This window comes from Streptomyces sp. PKA51, assembly GCF_057552455.1.
In genome coordinates this window covers 76,027-94,670 of sequence record NZ_BAAJPZ010000001.1, presented here as the reverse complement: position 1 = coordinate 94,670, position 18,644 = coordinate 76,027, and the positions used below count along the sequence as shown (strand labels likewise).

15 protein-coding genes are annotated in these 18,644 nt (G+C 75.4%); 5 read left to right on the top strand and 10 right to left on the bottom strand.

What is annotated here, in order from left to right:
• Positions 1 to 197 precede the first annotated feature (197 nt).
• The 9 genes from AC27L3_RS00440 to AC27L3_RS00400 form a co-directional block, all read right to left on the bottom strand.
• Positions 198 to 1,592 carry an NADP-dependent succinic semialdehyde dehydrogenase gene (locus AC27L3_RS00440; RefSeq protein ID WP_487231925.1) on the bottom strand — a complete coding sequence of 465 codons (1,395 nt, stop codon included), beginning with the start codon at positions 1,590 to 1,592 and terminating at the stop codon, positions 198 to 200.
• 276 nt (positions 1,593 to 1,868) lie between these two features.
• Positions 1,869 to 2,780: a methyltransferase domain-containing protein gene (locus tag AC27L3_RS00435; RefSeq protein ID WP_487231924.1), complete on the bottom strand. Its 912-nt coding sequence runs from the start codon at positions 2,778 to 2,780 to the stop codon at positions 1,869 to 1,871.
• Between the two features lie 47 nt (positions 2,781 to 2,827).
• Positions 2,828 to 3,799 carry an ornithine carbamoyltransferase gene (locus AC27L3_RS00430; RefSeq protein WP_487231923.1) on the bottom strand — a complete coding sequence of 324 codons (972 nt, stop codon included), beginning with the start codon at positions 3,797 to 3,799 and terminating at the stop codon, positions 2,828 to 2,830.
• 92 nt (positions 3,800 to 3,891) lie between these two features.
• Positions 3,892 to 4,821, bottom strand: a complete 930-nt coding sequence (locus AC27L3_RS00425; RefSeq protein WP_487231922.1) for a diiron oxygenase — start codon at positions 4,819 to 4,821, stop codon at positions 3,892 to 3,894.
• Entirely contained in the window at positions 4,818 to 5,843 is a 1,026-nt protein-coding gene (locus AC27L3_RS00420) for a pyridoxal-phosphate dependent enzyme (RefSeq protein WP_487231921.1), read from the bottom strand. Before AC27L3_RS00420 ends, AC27L3_RS00425 begins: the two co-directional genes overlap by 4 nt.
• A 202-nt stretch (positions 5,844 to 6,045) precedes the next feature.
• On the bottom strand, positions 6,046 to 7,572 hold the full coding sequence (locus AC27L3_RS00415) for an MFS transporter (protein ID WP_487231920.1): 1,527 nt from the start codon (positions 7,570 to 7,572) through the stop codon (positions 6,046 to 6,048).
• Positions 7,573 to 8,224: 652 nt separating this feature from the next.
• Positions 8,225 to 8,704: an NUDIX hydrolase gene (locus AC27L3_RS00410; protein ID WP_487231919.1), complete on the bottom strand. Its 480-nt coding sequence runs from the start codon at positions 8,702 to 8,704 to the stop codon at positions 8,225 to 8,227.
• Positions 8,705 to 8,961: 257 nt separating this feature from the next.
• Complete coding sequence (locus AC27L3_RS00405; protein ID WP_487231918.1) at positions 8,962 to 9,555, bottom strand: hypothetical protein; 594 nt, start codon at positions 9,553 to 9,555, stop codon at positions 8,962 to 8,964.
• Positions 9,556 to 9,897: 342 nt separating this feature from the next.
• Positions 9,898 to 10,695 carry a glutamate racemase gene (locus AC27L3_RS00400; protein ID WP_487231917.1) on the bottom strand — a complete coding sequence of 266 codons (798 nt, stop codon included), beginning with the start codon at positions 10,693 to 10,695 and terminating at the stop codon, positions 9,898 to 9,900.
• 86 nt (positions 10,696 to 10,781) lie between these two features.
• Here AC27L3_RS00400 and AC27L3_RS00395 point away from each other — a divergent pair, with 86 nt between their 5' ends.
• The gene (locus tag AC27L3_RS00395) at positions 10,782 to 11,960 is read left to right on the top strand and encodes a glycosyltransferase (protein WP_487232286.1); all 1,179 of its coding nucleotides are present in this window, start codon (positions 10,782 to 10,784) and stop codon (positions 11,958 to 11,960) included.
• A gap of 13 nt (positions 11,961 to 11,973) precedes the next feature.
• Here the strand turns inward: AC27L3_RS00395 and AC27L3_RS00390 are convergent, their stop codons facing one another.
• Positions 11,974 to 13,530 carry a TerD family protein gene (locus AC27L3_RS00390; RefSeq protein ID WP_487231916.1) on the bottom strand — a complete coding sequence of 519 codons (1,557 nt, stop codon included), beginning with the start codon at positions 13,528 to 13,530 and terminating at the stop codon, positions 11,974 to 11,976.
• Positions 13,531 to 13,718: 188 nt separating this feature from the next.
• On the opposite strand from AC27L3_RS00390, the gene AC27L3_RS00385 reads away from it, so the two are divergent.
• The 4 genes from AC27L3_RS00385 to AC27L3_RS00370 all read left to right on the top strand — a co-directional run bounded on the left by AC27L3_RS00385 (position 13,719) and on the right by AC27L3_RS00370 (position 18,634).
• Complete coding sequence (locus tag AC27L3_RS00385; RefSeq protein ID WP_487231915.1) at positions 13,719 to 14,213, top strand: DUF6643 family protein; 495 nt, start codon at positions 13,719 to 13,721, stop codon at positions 14,211 to 14,213.
• Between the two features lie 235 nt (positions 14,214 to 14,448).
• Positions 14,449 to 15,279 (top strand): MOSC domain-containing protein, encoded by an 831-nt coding sequence (locus AC27L3_RS00380; protein WP_487231914.1) that lies wholly within the window; start codon positions 14,449 to 14,451, stop codon positions 15,277 to 15,279.
• Between the two features lie 146 nt (positions 15,280 to 15,425).
• Entirely contained in the window at positions 15,426 to 16,067 is a 642-nt protein-coding gene (locus AC27L3_RS00375; protein ID WP_487231913.1) for an Rv1733c family protein, read from the top strand.
• A 161-nt stretch (positions 16,068 to 16,228) separates the two neighbouring features.
• Positions 16,229 to 18,634, top strand: coding sequence for a right-handed parallel beta-helix repeat-containing protein (locus AC27L3_RS00370; RefSeq protein WP_487231912.1), 2,406 nt, complete (start codon positions 16,229 to 16,231; stop codon positions 18,632 to 18,634).
• The last annotated feature ends 10 nt before the right edge of the window (positions 18,635 to 18,644 follow it).

The following is an 18,644-nucleotide window of genomic DNA, read 5'->3' as shown; positions in this document are numbered from 1 at the left end:
CGCCCCTTACGGGGCGCCCCGTAGGGGCGCGGGGCAGTGTCGATCTGCGGCTACCGCCGTGTGGGCGCGATCGGCCACCGACGGCCCGCAGTCGACGCGCCATCCTGAGGCGCCCGGGCGCAGCACGGCAACCCATCTGCAGGCACGTCGTGGCTTGTCGCGCAGTTCCCCGCGCCCCTGACGGGGCGCCCCGCGGCCTAGTCGGCCCCGTACCAGACGGTCGTGGCGTTGCAGAATTCGCGGATGCCGTGGCCCGACAGCTCGCGCCCGTAGCCGGAGCGCTTGATGCCGCCGAAGGGCAGGGCAGGGTGGGAGGCGGTCATGCCGTTGAAGTAGACGCCGCCCGCCTCCATGTCCCGTACGAAGCGCTGCTGTTCGGCCTCGTCGCGTGTCCAGACGTTGGAGCTGAGCCCGAAGGGGCTGTCGTTGGCCAGGGCGACGGCCTGGTCGAGGTCGTCGACGCGGTAGAGGCCGGCGACGGGGCCGAAGGTCTCCTCGCGGTGGATGCGCATGGCGGGGGTGATGCCGGCGAGGACGGTCGGCTCGTAGTACCAGCCGTGCTCCAGGCCGGCCGGGCGGCGGCCGCCGCACAGGGCGGTGGCGCCCCGGTGCAGGGCGTCGTCGACGAGTTCCTCCAGGTCGGCGCGGCCGCGTTCGGTGGCCAGCGGTCCGACGTCGGTGGTCTGTGCCATGGGGTCGCCCACGGTGAGGCCCTCCATGAGGGCGGTGAAGCGTTCGGCGAAGGCGTCGTAGACGTCGGTGTGGACGATGAAGCGCTTGGCGGCGATGCAGGACTGGCCGTTGTTCTGCACGCGGGCCGTGACGGCGGTGCGCACGGCGCGGGCGAGGTCGGCGGAGGGCATGACCACGTAGGGGTCGCTGCCGCCGAGTTCCAGGACGGTCTTCTTGATCTCGTCGCCGGCGACCGCCGCGACGGCGCGGCCGGCCGGTTCGCTGCCGGTGAGGGTGGCGGCGGCCACCCGCTCGTCGCGCAGGACGGCCTCGACGGCGCCGGAGCCGATGAGCAGGGTCTGGAAGCAGCCCTCGGGGAATCCGGCGCGCCGGAAGAGGTCCTCCAGGTAGAGGGCGGTCTGCGGCACGTTGGAGGCGTGCTTGAGGAGCCCGACGTTGCCGGCCATCAGGGCGGGGGCGGCGAAGCGCACGACCTGCCAGAGCGGGAAGTTCCACGGCATGACGGCGAGGATGACGCCCAGCGGCCGGTAGTGGACGCGGGCGTGTGCGGCCCCCGCGTCCTCGGCCTCCGTCGGCGGGGCCACCTCGTCGGCGAGCAGGGCCTCGGCGTTGCGGGCGTACCAGCGCATGGCCTTGGCGCACTTGGCGGCCTCGGCGCGGGCGGCCTCCAGCGGCTTGCCCATTTCGGTGGTCATGGTGCGGGCGATGTCGTCGCGGTCGTCGTCGAGCAGGTCGGCGGCCTCGCCCAGCAGCCGGGCGCGTTCGGCGAAGCCGGTGGTGCGGTGGACGCGGAAGGCCGCGGCCGCGGCGGCCAGGCGCCGCTCGATCTCCTCCGGTCCCAGCTCCGGGAAGGTCTTGAGGGTCTCGCCGGTCGCGGGGTTCACCGTTGCGATGGGCATGTCTCGACTCTGCGGCGCGGCGGACGGCGGCGCAAGACAGCGTCGGCAGGACGGCGCCGGCCGCGTCACTCGAACCGGTGTGCGTGGCCCGGCCCGGGTAGCGGGACGTCGTGCCGTCACTAAGCTGAATTCCGTCTCGGATGATTTCTCACCGGGAGCGGAAGGAAACCGAGCGGTCCCCGCCCCGTGACCGTGGCGGGCCGGCTCCTCTTCCCCGGCCCCCTGCCCCGGTTCCCGGGTCCGGTCGCGGGGCGGTGTGCCGGTCGTCCGCCGCTCTCACCAGTGCCGGCGCACGGGCGCGGGCGGCAGGTCCAGGACGCGGACGAGGCCGGCCCAGTCCGCGGGCCCGGCCTCGTCCAGCGTCTCCAGGTGCCCGGTGCGGGAGCGGGCGGCCGCGCGCAGCAGGTGCAGCAGCCCGTCGCCGGTCAGCCGGCCGTCGCCGTGCGCCGCGGCCCGCCGGCAGGCCAGGCCCACGATGAAGTACGCGGGTACGGCCCGTCCCGAGCGCCACAGCACGGCCTCGCCGGCCTCCTCCAGCGCGAGCACCTGCTCCATGTGGGTCAGGGTGAACTCGCCGAGCGGCAGCGGGCACAGGGTGACCGCGTGCACGCGGTAGCCGGCGTCCTCCAGCAGGTGCACGGCCCGGCGCGGCGTGGAGTAGCTGCCGATGGTCAGGCCCAGGTCGCTGCCGAGCTCGCGGGCGTGGGCGATGACGGCGGGCGCCCACCGCAGCCCGTCCTCGCCGCCGCTGATGGAGCGCCGGCGGGCGCCGGCAGCGGCGGTGAGGGGGACGTACGGCGGGTTGCTGGTGACGACGAGCGGGTGGGGCAGCGGGGTGGGTGCGGTGGCGAGCAGGTCCTTCGTGGACAGTTCGGCGAAGTCGCCGTGGCCGACGGTGACGGGCCCGGCGTCGTGCGGGGCGTAGTGCTCGCGGGCCCAGGCGACGGAGTCCGCCGAGGCGTCGAGGCCGTGGACACGGGCGGCGCCGGCGCGGGCGATGGCGGCGGCCGCGGCGCCGCTGCCGCAGCCGAGGTCGAGGACGGAGCAGCCGTCGCCGATGAGGTCGTGGGCGACCCACACGCCGGTCTCGGTGTCGGCGGGCTCGAAGAAGACGTGGGGCGATGCGGGCGGCGTGAGGTCCGCTGCGGTCAGGTGGACGTGGCTGGTCACACGGGTGAGGTGCGGCACGGCGATCCCCTCGGTCGGTGGCGGTGCGGCGGGTGGGCGGCGCGCTGTCAGTCCTCGGCGGTGCCGGTGGCCGTCCATTCCAGGACCGCCATTGCGCTGGAGAGTTTCATGGCCGCCTGGGTCCAGGCCAGGGAGCGGGGTCCGTCCAGGACCCGGCCGGCGACCTCCTCGCCGCGGTGGGCGGGCAGGTCGTGCATGAAGAAGGCGCGCGGCCAGCGGTCGAGGAGGGCCTCGTCGACGTGGAAGGGCCGGAAGACCTCCCGCCAGTCGGGGTCGGGCTTGGTGGTGCCGGTGGTCCGCCAGCGGGTCGTGTACAGCACGTCCGCCTCGCCGGGCGCCCGGGCGAGGTCGTGGATCTGCCGGATGGCGGCGCCCGCGGCGCGCGCCCGCCGGGCGGCGGTGCGCAGGGTGTCGGCGTCCAGGCCGTAGCCGGGCGGGGTGAGGAGGGTGAGGTCGGCGCCGGGGACGGTGGCCAGGGCGTGGGCCAGGGCCGCGGCGGTGTTGTTGCCCTCGCCGACGTACACCACGCATATGCCGGTGAGGTCGCCGAAGGTCAGGGCGAGGGTGGCCAGGTCGCACACGCCCTGGCTGGGGTGTTCCTCGGCGGCCATGGCGTTGACGACGGGGATGCGGCCTCGGCGGGAGAGCAGCCGCAGCTCTTCGAGGGGGCCGGCGGTGCGGGCGACGAGGACGTCGAGCATGGAGCCGAGCACGCGGCCGGTGTCGGCGACCGATTCGCCGGTGTTCAGCTGCAGGTCGTCGGGGCCGTAGGCGATCGGGGTGCCGCCGAGGCGGACGGTCGCGACGGTGAAGGCGGTACGGGTGCGGGTGGAGGTCCTGGTGAAGAGCACCCCTGCCACCCGGTCCGCCAGCGGGCGGTCGTGGGCGCGGGCGTCGTGGAAGAGTTCGACCGACCGGGTGGTCAGGCCGGTCAGGACGGGTGCCGGCAGCTCGGCGAGCGAGAACAGCCCGCGCTCGGGCGCGGGGGTGTACGGCGGGGGGACGGTGTGCTCGGCCATGGGGATTCCGGACCTCTCGCATGGTCGGGCCCGCTCCGCCGGCAGGGCGGTGCGGGCGCTGGGCGGGTTCGGGGCGCACCGTGGAGGGGCGGTCAGGGGTCGAGCAGGCGGGCCTCGGCGAAGGCCGCGCGGCCGCCGTCGGCGTCGAGCACCCCGGTCTCGGTGAAGAGCCGGACGGCGTGCCGGGAGGCGGTGCGGATGTCCCGGTCGACCTTGTGGGCCGGGTAGGTGTCGTGGGCGACCTCCTCGGCCTGCCGCGGCGTCAGCCCGGCGGCGGTCAGCGACGCCCGTACGGGGTGCAGGTCCGGCAGCAGGCTGGAGCGGATCAGCCCGGGCAGGCAGCGTGCGATGCGGCCGCGACGGGCGGCGTCCTGCCCGGCCCACAGGTCGCGGAAGAAGCGGGAGAAGAAGGCGTGGTGCCATCCCTCGTCGCGGGCGTGGTCGCGCACGACGTCGCGCACCAGGGTCAGGACCCGCTCGTCCTTGGGGACGTCGCACAGGATGGCGGTGATGAGGGTTTCGAAGACCACGACCTGCAGCAGCTGGGCGAGCCGCGGCTCGCCGGGCAGGGCGCGGGCGCCGGCGTCGTCGAGCCGGCGCAGGAAGGGGGCGAAGTCGTACGGCACGGGGGCGATGCCGCTGGCGCGGGAGATCTGGTCGACGACGTCGAGGCTGTACAGGGAGTGGTAGCCCTCGTCGACGTAGATGCGGTAGGCGTCCAGCCGGGTGGACGCCGGCAGGTCCAGTCCGCTGCGGCCGCCGGCGATGGCGTCCGTGGCCCGGTTGACCACCCTCGTCTCGAACTGGGCGGTGAAGCCGAGGTAGTGGTAGAGGTGGCGGGCGAGCAGTGCGGTGCGCCGTTCGGAGGGCAGGGCGGCGACGGCGGGGTGGGCGAGGCAGGGCACGAGGCCGGGCGGGAAGAAGAGGCATCCCGCGTCGAGTTCGCCGGTCAGGACGCGGCGCGGGTCGCTGCGCACTCCGGCCCGCTCGTACCAGTCGCGGCCGGGGCCGGTGGCGGTCACGGCGGCTCCTTCCGTGGCCCGGACGGTTCGCGGGCGCGGGGGTGCGCCGGCGGGGGGCCGGCCGGCAGGCGGGTGACGGCGCGGACGTCGACGCCCCGGCCGACGTCGGTGCGGGCCAGGCCCTGGCGGCGGCGCCAGGAGGGGAGGTGGACGGTCTCCAGGTAGCGGTCGGCGCCGTCGGGACACAGGCAGGCGGCCCGGCGCCGGTCCGTGGTGCGCAGCAGGTGCAGGGCGGCGGCGACGAGGGCGCCGGAACTGCCGCCGACGGCCACGCCGGTGGTCTCGGCGAGCCACAGGCAGGCGCTGACGGCATCCTGGGGGGTGACCCGTAGGGACGGGGTGTGGCCGTGCGGCAGGAAGAGGGAACGGCGGCTGGCTCCGATGCCGGAGAGCAGGCGGGGGCCGGCCGTGCCGCCGAGGGCGGCCGAGCCGGTGACGTCGACGCCGACGAGTTCCCAGGCGGGGCGGGCGGCGTGGAGGTAGGCGCGGAAGCCGGCGAGGGTACCGCCGGTGGAGACGGCGATCAGGACGCTGGTGGGCTCCTCGCCCGTCTGGGCGCGCAGTTCGGGTGCGGTCTCGCGGGTGTGGACGGCGGGGCTGGCGGGGTTGGCGTACTGGTCGGGCCACACCAGGCGGGGTTCGGCGGCGAGCAGCTCGCGGAGGCGGGCGAGCCGGCTGAGGAGATAGCCGCCGGCCCCGTCGGGGCGGTCGACGGTGAGCACCCGGCCGCCGAGGGCGGTCACGGCGTCCACGAGCGCGGTGCTGCTGCGCGGGTCCATGACGGCGGTGAAGGGGACGCGGTGGGCCGCGGCGACACCGGCGAGGGCGAGGCCGAGGTTGCCGGAGGTGGATTCGACGATCCCGGCGTCGGGGTGCACCCGGGAGGCCACGTCCTGCCAGAGGGCCAGGGCGGTGCGCCCCTTGACGGAGCCGTACGGGCCGTACGACTCCAGCTTCAGCCAGAGGGTGGCGGGGCGGCCGCGGACGGACAGCTCCAGGCCGACGACCGGTGTGCGCGGCACCGGGGACCCGCTGGTGACCGGCGGATCCGGGTGCCCCTCGGCAGGGCCCGCCAACGACGCCTCCCCGGGGACTTGCCCGGCGCGCGGCACCGTCGCCGTCCCGGGAAACCGTGCCTCCTGATCTTCGAATCTATGAGCGGTCCACGGCTCGGGCAAGGGGCATTCGCGCCAGCTTCGGGGCGGGCCGCGCGGGCCCGGCGGGTCAGCGCGGTGGCCGGTCGGCGGGCTCCTCGTCGGGGACGAGGGGCCCCGGCAGCCGGGGCGTGTCCTGCCGGTCGAGGCCGCCGCCCACGGACGGTGCCGCATCCCGCGCGACCGGTGAGCCGTTGGTGGTCGGGGGGACCCGCGGTTCGCGGGGGACGACGGGGCCCCTGGCGCGCTTGACGAGGGCGCTGCCGCCGGCCGGTTGCTCCTCGCCGCCGGGCACCCCGGGCAGGACGGCCGTCCCGGTCACCACGGGGTTGCCGGCGACCGCCGGCTCCTCCGGGGCCGCCGCCGCACCGGGCAGCATCCGGGCGCGGTAGAGCATGGCCACGGCGCCGGCGGAGGCGAGCCCGAAGGACAGGCAGCACACCCACGGCAGCCAGGGCCAGCCGGCCTGTTCGGCGATGTCCATGGCCCGCCCCACCACGGCGTTGCCGCCGGTGGCGGCGATGCCGGAGAAGACGTAGAAGAGGCCGAAGTAGGTGCCGGTCAGGCTCTCGCGGCCGAAGCCTGGGATCATCTCCAGCACGGTCGGGTGGGCGACCATGATGCCGAAGAACAGCATGACCGAGCTCAGCACCATCACGCCCAGCCGGGCGGCGGCCGCGGTGGTGCCCACGGGCGGCTCGCTGCAGCACACCAGCAGCGGGGGCAGGAAGCTAGCGCCCATCACGACCAGGCCCGAGCTCACCCATCGGGTGCCGCCGCCGTTGCGTTCCAGTGCGCGGGTGATGCGCAGCTGGAAGACCATGTTGGCCAGCGCGCCCGCCGCCAGGAGCACCCCTCCCCCGGCCTTCCAGCCCGACGCCCGCAGGGCGCCGTCCGGCAGCAGGAGGTAGAGCTGGTTCTCCATGGTGAACATGCCGGTGGTGGCGAGGCAGAAGAGCAGGAACCTGCGGTTGGCCATCGCCTCGCGCCAGTCGGCGAGCACCGAGACGGAGGGGACGGGAGCGACACCGCGGGTGGGCAGCACCATGGCCTGGGCGACGGTCAGGAGGCCGAAGACCGCCGCGACGGCCACCGCGCACATCCGGAAGTCGGCGAGGAAGAGCACGCTGCCCAGCAGGAGCCCGCTCAGGGAGCCGATGGTGGCGTAGACGTTGAGGCGAGCGAACGCCTCGGCCTTGCCGTCCCCCGACTCCAGTGCGACGTAGGTGCGCACGGCCGGGTAGAACAGCGCCGCGGCCAGGCCGGTCAGGGCCGATGCGCACATCAGCAGCCCCAGGGAACTGCCGAAGGCGAAGAGGGCGAAACCCACGGTCCGCAGTGCGCAGCCGGCGATGATCACTACTCGGGGACCGAGCCGGTCCGCCGCCGATCCGCCAAGGACGAACAGACCCTGCTGACTGAGGGTCCGTGCCCCGAGGACCAGTCCGACGAGGGCGGCCGACATTCCCAGGCCCTGCTCCAGATAGGCCGCGAGAAACGGCATCAGGAGATAGAAGCCAATGTCGATCCCAAACTGATTGAGCAATAGCAATCGCAATGCGAGAGGGAACTCGCGCGTCGCCCGAAACTTTCTCATGAGCGTTCCTGAATCCAGCCCGGGCAGGCGGGAACGCCCTGATCCAAGGGCGCGCCAAGCGACCGGGGGTGTGACGGTGCGCCAAGCGGCGGGGACGGAATCCGGGGCGACCTCAGGGTTCTTCCTGATCAGAGCCCTGACTAAGCGTCAGTTCGCTCCGGTGTCCTAGTCGTCGACTCGCTTGTCCGTTCGCAGGAACGGCCGCACTCGCTGACTGGGAGAGGGCGGTCGATCATATGCTTTTGCGGTGCATCCTCACTGACCCCCGGCTGCTCTCGGAAGAAGGAGCAGATGACACTTTAGCAAAGCAATCTCTTTCCCAACAGTGCCGGTGAGAGGCCCCGCAGCACCCTCGGCATCGAAAGAACGACACCGAATTGCGACCGGCTGTTTCTTCGAGCGCTGGAACGGCCGTACTGGCGAAAGGACTTTTGGGGCACCGCCAGTGCGACGGCGCATCCACCGCGACGCGCCGCCGTCGCGACTGCCGGAACGTTCCTGCACTCCTCCGTGGACCGCCGTAGCCGCCGGGGGCGGCCGACGACCCAACAGGGCGTCAGCACAAGCCCCTTGAAGTCGACCTCTTTCGACTGCACCGCGACAGGGGCGTTTTGACTAGCAGTCGCCTTTCCTTGACACCTCGTCACTTCGCCTACGGCTCGGCCAGACCCTCGAACCAGGTCGGCCCGTCCTCGGTGGCCTGCTTGATGCGCGCGACCGCGAACGGTTCGAGGTCGGGCAGCGCGTCCACCGCGAACCAGCCGACCTCCAGCGACTCGTCGTCGTTGACCCGCGCCCGGCCGCCCACCGCGCGGCAGCGGAAGCAGATGTCCATGAACTGGCAGATGTCCCCGTTGGGGTAGACCACCTTGTGCAGCGCCTCGACGAGCAGGACCTTCTCCGGGACGCAGCGCACGGAGGTCTCCTCGTACACCTCCCGCACGATGGCCGCGGCCGGCTGCTCGCCCGGATCGGGGATGCCGCCGATGATCGACCACATGCCGAGGTCGGCCCGGCGCCCGAGCAGGACGCGCCCCTCGTCGTCCAGGACGATGGCGCTCACTCCGGGCAGCCACAGCAGACGGCCGCCGACGGCCGTCCTCAGGTCACGGATGTACTCGGGTACCGGCACGGTCGCAGCCTAGGGCCTGTCCGGCGGATTCTTGTCATACGGCACCACGGCGCCCCGAAGGGGCGCGGGGCGGTATCGACCTGCGGCTGCCGCCGCGGGGGCGCGACCGGCCACCGCGACGGCCCGCGGCCGAGGTGCTTCCCGGCCCGCGGGCGCGTCGTGGCTTGTCGCGCCCACGCGGCGGCAGCCGCAGATTGTCACCGCCCCGCGCCCCTGACGGGGCGCCGTGGTGTCCGCGGCCCGGCCGCGCAGGCAGATCAGGCCGCGGCCGAGCGGCCGCGCAGCAGCCGCAGGCGGGCGCGGATCACCCGGACGGCCGCCTCGGCATCGTCCACGGTGACCGTGTACGTACGGCCGTCGCCGAGCCGGACCACGAAGCCCTCGCCGCGCCGCACCACCACACCGGTGCCCTTGCCCGGCCGCCAGCGGTAACCCCAGCCGCCCCACTGCCGCGGGGTGACGCGGGGGTCGAAGTCGGCGTCCACCACGTGGGTGAGCGGGATGCGCGTGCGGGGTACGCCGATGTGGCCGCAGCGGATCTCGACGTTGTCCTTGTCGACCCGCACGGCCACATGGACGAAGGCGATCGTGCCGTAGAGCATCAGCAGCCCGGCCGCGACGCAGCCGACGACCGCCATCACCAGGGGCGCGGGCCCGGACGTCCAGGCACTGTCGACCGCGAGGTCGATGCCGAGCGCAAGACAGGCGGCGCCGGCGGCGGCCAGCAGCCACTGGACGCGGTTGGTCGCCCGGCCGGTCCACACCGCAGGCGCCGGCGGCGCCTCCGCGTCCGCCCGCCCACCGTGCTCGGGGCCCTGCGGGCCCTCGCTCCCCTGGGAGTGGTCCCTCATACCGGGCAGCCTACTCACCTTCGCCCCCGCCGGCAGGAGTGCGCGCCGGATCCCGGGCGCGTGCACCACGGCGCCCCGTAGGGGCGCGGGGAACTGCGCGACAAGCCACGACGCGCCCGCAGGTCGGGAAGCACCTCGGCCGCGGGCCGTCGCGGTGGCCGGTCGCGCCCCCGCGACGGCAGCCGCAGGTCGATACCGTCCGCGCCCCTGGCGGGGCGCCCAAAGGGGCGCGGGGAACTGCGCGACAAGCCACGACGCGCCCGCAGGCCGGGAAGCACCTCGGCCGCGGGCCGTCGCGGTGGCCGGTCGCGCCCCCGCGGCGGCAGCCGCACCGGCACCGGCCTACGCGTGCGCGGCGCCGATCGGGACGAGGGTGCGGCCCTCGGGGTAGGCGAGTGCCGCCGGCTGCAGCTCCGCCTCGCGTCCGCCGAGCAGCACGGTCAGGCGCCCGGTGGCGGCGGCGTGCGGGTCCGGCTCGACGCCGGCCCGGCGCAGCGCCTGCGCGGCGACGGCGTCGGCCGAGCCGTACTGCTCGACCGGCGCGGCGCCCTCCGCCTGGACGGCGGCCACCGCGTCGCGGATGGTGCCGGCCACGAGCTCGTAGTGGGTGCAGCCCAGCACCAGGCGGCGCACGTCGCGCGGGGTGGCGGCCGCGGCGGCCCGCACGGCGAGGTCGATGGCCTCGGCGTCGGCGCGCTCGACGGCGTCCGCCAGCCCGGGGCAGGCCACCTCGGTGACCTCGACGCCCTCGGCGAAGTCGCGGATCAGCCCGCGCTGGTAGGGGCTGCCGGTGGTGGCGGGGGTGGCCCAGATGGCGACCGGGCCGCCCGCGGCGGCGGCCGGCTTGATCGCGGGCACGGTGCCGATGACCGGCAGGGCGGGCTCCAGCTCGGCCCGTATCGCCTCCAGCGCGTGGACGGAGGCGGTGTTGCAGGCGACGATCAGGGCGTCGGGACGGTGTTCCGCCGCGGCCCGGGCGCAGCCCAGGGCGAGCCGGGTGAGGTCCTCGGGCGTGCGCGGGCCCCAGGGCATGGTGCCGGGGTCGGACGAGAGCACGAGATCGGCGTCGGGGCGCTGCCGGTGCACGGCGGCAGCCGCTGCCAGCAGGCCGAGGCCTGAGTCGATGAGCGCGATCTTCACCCGGTCACTTTAATCGATGTGCCCGTCGCGGCGGCTTCGCGCCCCGGGCCGGGCGGCCGTGCGGCAGACTGCGGCGGGTGGACGCGCTGACGTGGATCACCGCCGTTTCGCTGGCCGCCTGGCTGTGGCTGCTGCTGGGCCAGGGCTTCTTCTGGCGCACCGATGTGCGCCTGCCGCGGCGCACGCCGCCGGCGCAATGGCCGCAGGTGGCGATCGTGGTGCCGGCCCGGGACGAGGCCGCCGTGCTGCCCGCCAGCCTGCCGTCGCTGCTGGCGCAGGACTACCCGGGGCGGGCGGAGGTCTTCCTCGTCGACGACGGCAGCACCGACGGCACGGCCGCCCTGGCCCGCGAGCTGGCCGAGCGGCACGGGGGGCTGCCGCTGACGGTGACCTCGCCCGGGGAGCCGGAGCCCGGCTGGACGGGGAAGCTGTGGGCGGTGCGGCACGGCATGGCCCTGGCCCGGGCCCGTACGGACGCCGCGTACCTGCTGCTGACCGACGCCGACATCGCCCACGCCCCCGACAGCCTGCGCGAGCTGGTCGCCGCGGCCGGTACGGGCCCGGGACGGGACGTCGTCTCGCAGATGGCGCGGCTGCGCGTGGCCACCTTCTGGGAGCGGCTGATCGTGCCCGCCTTCGTCTACTTCTTCGCGCAGCTGTATCCGTTCCGCTGGTGCAACCGGCCGGGCGGGCGCACCGCGGCGGCGGCCGGGGGCTGTGTGCTGATCCGCCGGGAGGCGGCGGAGCGGGCCGGCATCCCGGCCGCCATCCGGCAGGCGGTGATCGACGACGTGGCGCTGGCCCGGGCCGTGCGGCGCAGCGGGGGCCGGATCTGGCTGGGACTGGCGGACCGGGTGGAGAGCGTACGGCCGTACCCGGGCCTGGGGCCGCTGTGGCGGATGGTCTCGCGCAGCGCCTATGCCCAGCTGCTGTACAACCCGCTGCTGCTGGCCGGGACGGTGGCGGGGCTGGCCGTGGTCTACCTGGTGCCGCCGGCCGCGGTGGTGGCCGGCGCGGTGACGGGGACGGCGCTGCCGGCGGTCCTGGGCGCGGTCGCGTGGGCGGTGATGGCGGGGACGTACGGACCGATGCTGCGCTACTACCGCCAGCCGCTGCTGCTGGCGCCGCTGCTGCCGGTCACGGCGCTGCTGTACCTGCTGATGACGGTGGACTCGGCGGTGCAGCACCACCGGGGGCGGGGGGCGGCCTGGAAGGGACGCACGTACGCGCGTCCCGAGGCCGCCCCCGACCGGTCGGCCTCCTGACAGGGCCCGGCGGTCACTTGCGGGCGGGCCGCCAGCGCAGGCCCCAGCCGTAGGCGCGGTCCACGGCGCGCTGGGGGCCGACCCCGCGCTCGGGCACCAGGTAGCGGGCCTCGCGGTGGACGACGAGCTCGCCGTTCTGGTTGGTGATCAGGGCGAGGGCGCACACGTCGGAGGCGACGGTGCACTCGTCGAGGGCGAACTCGATGGGCGCGCCGTGCTGCGGCTGGAGGGTGACGGTGGCGTGCAGGCCGGCGAAGCTGCGGGCGCCCTCGTAGATCGTGACGAAGACGAGGATGCGGCGGAAGAGGTGGGCGTGGTCGAGGTTGATGGTGAGGTTCTCGCCGGTTTCCACCTCGCCGGTCCGGTCGTCGCCGTCGAGGTGGATGTACGGCGGCTCGTGCAGGGCGCCGAAGGACTCGCCCAGGGGCTGGACGACGCCCTTGCTGCCGTCGGTGAGCTCCCACAGGGCACCGAGGTCGAGGTCCAGGGGCTGCGGGGGCACGCCGAGGCGGCGGCCCCGGCCGGTGGTGGGGCGGGGCAGCATCTGCCAGTTGAGGTTGACGCGCATCACGCCGGAGGTGCCGCCCTGCTTGGCGAGGGAGACGGCCGGGGCCTCCTTGGTGAGGGTGACGGGGCGCGGCGTCGCGGGCGCGGCGGGCGGCGGGACGGCCGGCCCCGGCGAGGGGCGGAGCGGCCGGGTGACCTGCGGGCCGGTCCGGGGGCCGGTGGCGATGGGCCGCGGGGCGCCCGACGACGGGCCGGCCGGCCCGGGCGAGGGCCGCAGCGGCGGGGTGACCTGCGGGCCGGTCCGGGGAACGGCGGGAGCGGCGGGCCGGGGGCCTCGGGCCCCGGGGCCCGGGGCCGGAGTCGCCGGCCGGGGTGCGGGCGGCCCGGGCCGCGACGCCGGGCTTCCGGGGCCGGACCCGGGGCCGGCCGGACGGGACGCGGGAGTTCCGGCACCGGAAGCCGGGGTCCCGGGCCGGGACGCCGGAGCCCCCGAGCCGGACGCCGGAGTCCCGGGCCCGGATCCCGGACCCGTCGGCCGGGGGGTCAGGGCGGCGGCGCTCAGGCCGTATGCGGCGGCCAGGCCCTCGTACCCCGTGTTCCAGCCCTGGCCGACGGCCCGGAACTTCCACTGGCCGCCCCGGCGGTAGAGCTCGCCGAGGACGAGGGCGGTCTCGACGGTGGCGTCCGTGCTGTCGAAGCGCGCCAGTTCGCGGCCGCCGGCCGCGTCCAGGACGCGCACGTGCAGGCCGGGCACCCGGCCGAAGGGGCCGTCGGCGAGGGCGGCGATCACGACGCGCTCGACGTGGCCGGCGAGGGCGGCCAGGTCGACCGCGAGGGTCTCCGTGGCGCCGGAAGCGGAACCTCGGCCTTCGTGGCGCACGGTGCCCGAGGGGTGCACCGGCCGGCCGTGGAAGACGAGGTCGTCGTCGGAGCGGACCCGGCCGGCGGTGAGCAGCACGGCGGCGGCGTCGACGTCCGGGACTCCGGGGCCCGGGCGCCGGCCCAGCTCGATCCGTACGGCCTGTGCAGGGACGATGATGTTGGCGCCCTTGAGCATGCCCATGTTCCCAACCCCTCCGGAACCCTTGCCGAGCTCCTTGCAGCTGCCGGTCTTTACACGATTCCAACGCCCTTTGGCGACCGTTTTTCCACGGTTCGACCGGGTCGGTGATCCCCCGCCTCCCGGGGAACCGGAATCAACCCACCCACCGGGCTCCCCAACCGGCACACCATGGGCTTAACTTATGGGCTATGACCTCCCCCCGCAGCACCTACGGCGGTGGCTACTACGCCTCGTCGTCGTTCCCGGACACCCCCATCTACGACAGCCTCGTCGCCGAGCGCGGCACGCCGCAGATCGCGCCGATCCGGGTCTCCTCCCCCTACGACTTCGGCGGGGGCGGCCTGCCCGCCCTGCCGGCGCTGCCCTCCGGCCCCTCCGCGGCGCAGTCCGGGCCGCCGGCCGGCTACCCCGTGCCGCAGCAGCCGCAGTACGGCGGCGGCCAGCCGGGCCCGGGCATGGCGCAGCCCGGCGGCCTGCAGCAGGCGCCGGCGCCGTACATCCCGCAGCAGGCCTCCGCGCCGCGCGGTCCGGTGGCCCCGCAGCAGCTGCAGCAGCGCCCGGGGGCCGGCACCAACCCCGCGAGCTTCGAGGCGATGCGCCCGGCCGCGCCGCGTCCGGCGCCCGGGCAGTACGAGGACCCGTACGGCGGCGGTCGCCCGTACCAGGGTCAGGGAGGCTACTGACCGACCGGTGCCGGGGCCCCGACCGGCCCCGGCACGTCCTGCGGGGGACAACCGAGCACGACGCACCAGGCATCACGCACAACGCACCACGCACGACACATATCGCACGACACACATCGCACGACAGAACGCACGACCGAGCGCGACAACGCGAAAAGGGGACGAACCGCCATGACGGCGGGCGTCCCCCCACCTCGACCGGCCAAGTGTCATATCCGGCTGGCAAGATGACCCCATGCCGACTCCCGTGCTCACCGCGCTGCACTGCTACCCGGTCAAGTCGATGGCGGGATGCGCGCCCGACGAGGCGCTCATGGAGCCCTGGGGGCTCGCAGGCGACCGCCGATGGGCCGTCACCGACACCGACGGCCGGGTGCTCACGCAACGGCAGGCACCGCGGCTCGCGTTGGGCGCGGCCGTCCCGCTGCCGGGCGGCGGCGTGCGGCTCGGCGCGCCCGGGGCCCGGCCGCTGGAGGTCGCCCCGCCCGCTGCCGGGGAGCGGGGCACGGTCACGGTCCAGGTCTTCTCGGAGAAGGTGACGGCGGTGCCCGCGGGCGCCGCCGCCGACGCATGGGTGAGCGCCTTCCTGGGCGCCCCGTCCCGGCTCGTGCACATGGCCGACCCGGCGCACTGCCGTCCCATCGATCCCGATTATTCGCGCGAGGGCGAGACGGTCAGCTTCGCGGACGGCTACCCGCTGCTGGTCACCACCACCGCCTCGCTGCGGGCGCTCGACGCGCTCGTCGCCGCGGGCGACCGCGCCGCGGAGGGGCCCCTGCCGATGGACCGCTTCCGGCCCAACGCGGTCGTCGACGGCACCGAGCCGTGGGAGGAGGACGGCTGGCGGCGGGTGCGGATCGGCGAGGTGACCTTCCGGGCCGTCAAACCCAGCGGCCGCTGCATCATCACCACCACCGACCAGCGCACCGCCGAGCGGGGCAAGGAGCCGCTGCGCACCCTGGCCCGCCACCACCGGCTGGGCGGCAAGCCGGTGTTCGGGCAGAACCTGATACCGGAGCACACCGGCGTCCTGCGCGTCGGCGACCCGGTGGAGGTCCTGGGCTGACCACCGCCGCGCGACCGCCGGGGGGGCGGCGTCAACGCGCCGCCGTGGGCCCACTCCGCGAGGGGTGATTTTCCTCTCTCCGTCGTCTTCCTCCGCATGCGGTCTTCCGTGTGAGGTATTTACGGACGCGTAAGGGGGTGACCACCGTGCGCGCGACACTGTCCCATCGGCTGTGCCGACTGCTGGCCCGTTGGGGCTTCCCGGTGTCCCGGCGGCGCAGTCCGCTGCTGCGGCGCAGCGACGTCGCCGAGGCCTGGACGGGCGTGGCCGCCGTGGTGCTGATGCTCCTGCTGGCGCCGCCGCTGGGCTGGTTCACCGGCTCGCTGGCCCACGACGCGCTGCGCGAGACCGTCCGCGAGCAGCAGCGGCACCGCCATCTGGTGACCGCGACGGCGCTGCCGGGGCCCGCCGGCGCCCCGGAGGCGGGGCCAGGGCAGGAGAGTTCCACCGGCCGCGACGGCTTCCACCACGTGCTCGCCAGCTGGCCGTGCCCGGGCGGCCGGGAGTGCACCGGGGCGGTGGCCGTGCGCCGGTTCGCCGGGCCCGGCGAGCACTTCCCGCTGTGGACCGACGACGCGGGCCGGGTCGCGACCCGGCCCATGGACGACGCGGCCGCCGCGCTGCACGCCGTGCTGGCCGGGGTCGCCACGGCCGGCGCCTGCGCGGGGCTGCTGGAGGGCGGGCGGCGGCTCGTCGTGTGGCGCATCGTCCGGCGCCGGTACGCGCAGTGGGACGAGGAGTGGGAGCGGGCGGCGCGCACCTGGGGGCGGGCGGACACCGGCAGCTGAAGGCGGGCATCGGCCCGGCACCCGCCGTGGGGAGGCGGCGGCGCGGAGACGTCAACTCCCGTGCGCCGCGCGCGCTACCGTGGTGCGGCCGGTACTCCTTCCGTCCACGATGGCTCGTCCCGGATCGCACACACACTCATACGTGGGGGCACAGCAGCACCATGGCACAGGGCTCGGTCAAGGTGACGCACACCGGCACGTCCCGCTGGCGGCTGCGGGCGGGCGAACGCAGCGGGGAGTACGACTCCCTGGCCGCCGCCCTCGAAGCCGCCGCCGACGGCGACGTGCTGTCGGTGGCACCCGGCACCTACCGGGAGAACGTGGTGCTGGCCCGTGCCGTCACGCTGCGCGGCGGCGAGGGCCAGCCCGGCTCGGTGCGGATCGCCCCCACGGAGGGCGTGGCCGTCACCGTACGGGCGTCGGCGACGCTGCAGGACGTGTGCATCGAGGGCCACGACGCCTCGGCGCCCGCGCTGCTGGTGGAGGAGGGCAGACCCGTGCTGTCCGGGCTGCGGGTGGTGACGCGTTCGGCGGCGGGCATCGAGGTGCGCGGCGGCGCGCGGCCGACCGTGCGCGCCTGCACCGTCGACAACCCCGCCGGGGTGGGCATCAGCGTGCAGGGCGGCGCGGGCGGGGTCTTCGAGGACTGCGAGGTGGTGGCCGCCGGCCAGTCCGGGGTGGCCGTCGGCGGCGGGGCCGCGCCGCGCCTGGAGCGGTGCCGGGTGCACCACGCCCGCGGCGCGGGCCTGTCGCTGACCGGCGAGGGCAGCACGCTGGAGGCGGTGGGCTGCGAGGTGTACGAGATCCGGGGCGCCGGGGTGCAGGTCGCGGCGCGCGCCGCGGGGCGGCTGACGGACTGCCGGGTGCACCGCACCTCCGGGGACGGGGTGACCCTGGAGTCCGACGCGGTGCTGGAGCTCGCCGACTGCGCCATCCACGACGTCCCGGAGAACGCCGTGGACCTGCGCTCGCGTTCGGTGCTGCGGATGACCCGCTCGGCGGTGCGCCGTTTCGGCCGCAACGGGCTGTCGGTCTGGGATCCGGGCACGCGGGTGGAGGCCGCGCAGTGCGAGATCCACGACAGCACCGGCGACTACCCGGCGGTGTGGGTGAGCGACGGCGCCGGGGCCGGCCTGGTCTCCTGCCGGGTGCACGACGTCCCGGACGCCCTGTTCGTCCTGGACCGCGGCTCCAGCGCGGAGGTCACCGACAGCGATCTGTCCCGGGTGCGCGGCACCGCGGTCTCGGTCAGCGGCGGCGCGGCCGCCGCCCTGGAGGACTGCCGGATCCGGGAGGCGGCCACCGGCGTGTGGTTCCGCGGCCACGGCAGCGGCGGGCGGGTGGCCGGCTGCACCATCGACGCCACCTCCACCGGCGTGATCGTCTCCAAGGGCGCGGATCCCGTGGTGGAGCGCTGCACCGTCACCTCTCCGCGCGAGGCCGGCTTCTACGTCTCCGCCGAGGGGCGCGGCACGTTCGACGGCTGCCGGGTGACCGGCAGTGCCGGGTACGGCTTCCACGTCATCGACGGCTGCCGCTCGACGCTGACCGACTGCCGTACCGAGCGCTGCGCGCGCGGCGGCTACGAGTTCGCCGAGGACGGCGTCGTGCGCGAGGGGTGCACGAGCGACGACGACGTGCGGGCCGCGGCGCCGGTGCCGGTGGTGCAGACCGCGGCCGTCCCGGCCCGGCCCGCCGCGGTGCCCGGCCCGCGCCCGGCGACGGCGGAGGGCGAAGCGGCGGACGGTGCGGCGGTGCGGCCGGCGGCGGCGGTCCTGGGGGAGCTGGACGCGCTGGTGGGCCTGGAGAGCGTCAAGCGCGAGGTGCGCGCGCTGACCGACATGATCGAGGTCGGCCGGCGTCGGCAGGAGGCCGGCCTCAAGGCGGCCTCGGTGCGCCGGCACCTGGTCTTCACCGGCTCCCCCGGGACGGGCAAGACCACCGTCGCCCGGCTCTACGGCGAGATCCTGGCCTCCCTCGGGGTGCTGGGGCGCGGGCACCTGGTGGAGGTCTCCCGGGTGGACCTGGTGGGCGAGCACATCGGCTCGACGGCGCTGCGCACGCAGGAGGCGTTCGACCGGGCGCGCGGCGGGGTGTTGTTCATCGACGAGGCGTACGCACTGTGCCCGGAGGACGCCGGGCGGGACTTCGGCCGGGAGGCCATCGACACGCTGGTGAAGCTGATGGAGGACCACCGGGACGAGGTGGTGGTGATCGTCGCCGGCTACACGGCGGAGATGGAGCGCTTCCTGACGGTCAACCCGGGGGTGGCCTCGCGTTTCTCGCGGACGATCACCTTCGGCGACTATGCGCCGCAGGAGCTGTTGCGCATCGTGCGGCAGCAGGCGGAGGAGCACGAGTACCGCATCGGCGAGGATGCGGCCGAGGCGCTGCTGCGGTACTTCACGGACCTGCCCAAGGGGCCGGCGTTCGGCAACGGCCGCACGGCCCGGCAGACCTTCGAGGCGATGGTCGAGCGGCACGCGGGCCGGGTGGCGCAGCTGCCGGCGCCGAGCACCGAGGACCTCTCCCTGCTGTACGCGCAGGACCTGCCCGAACTGCCGTGATTGCGCGGGG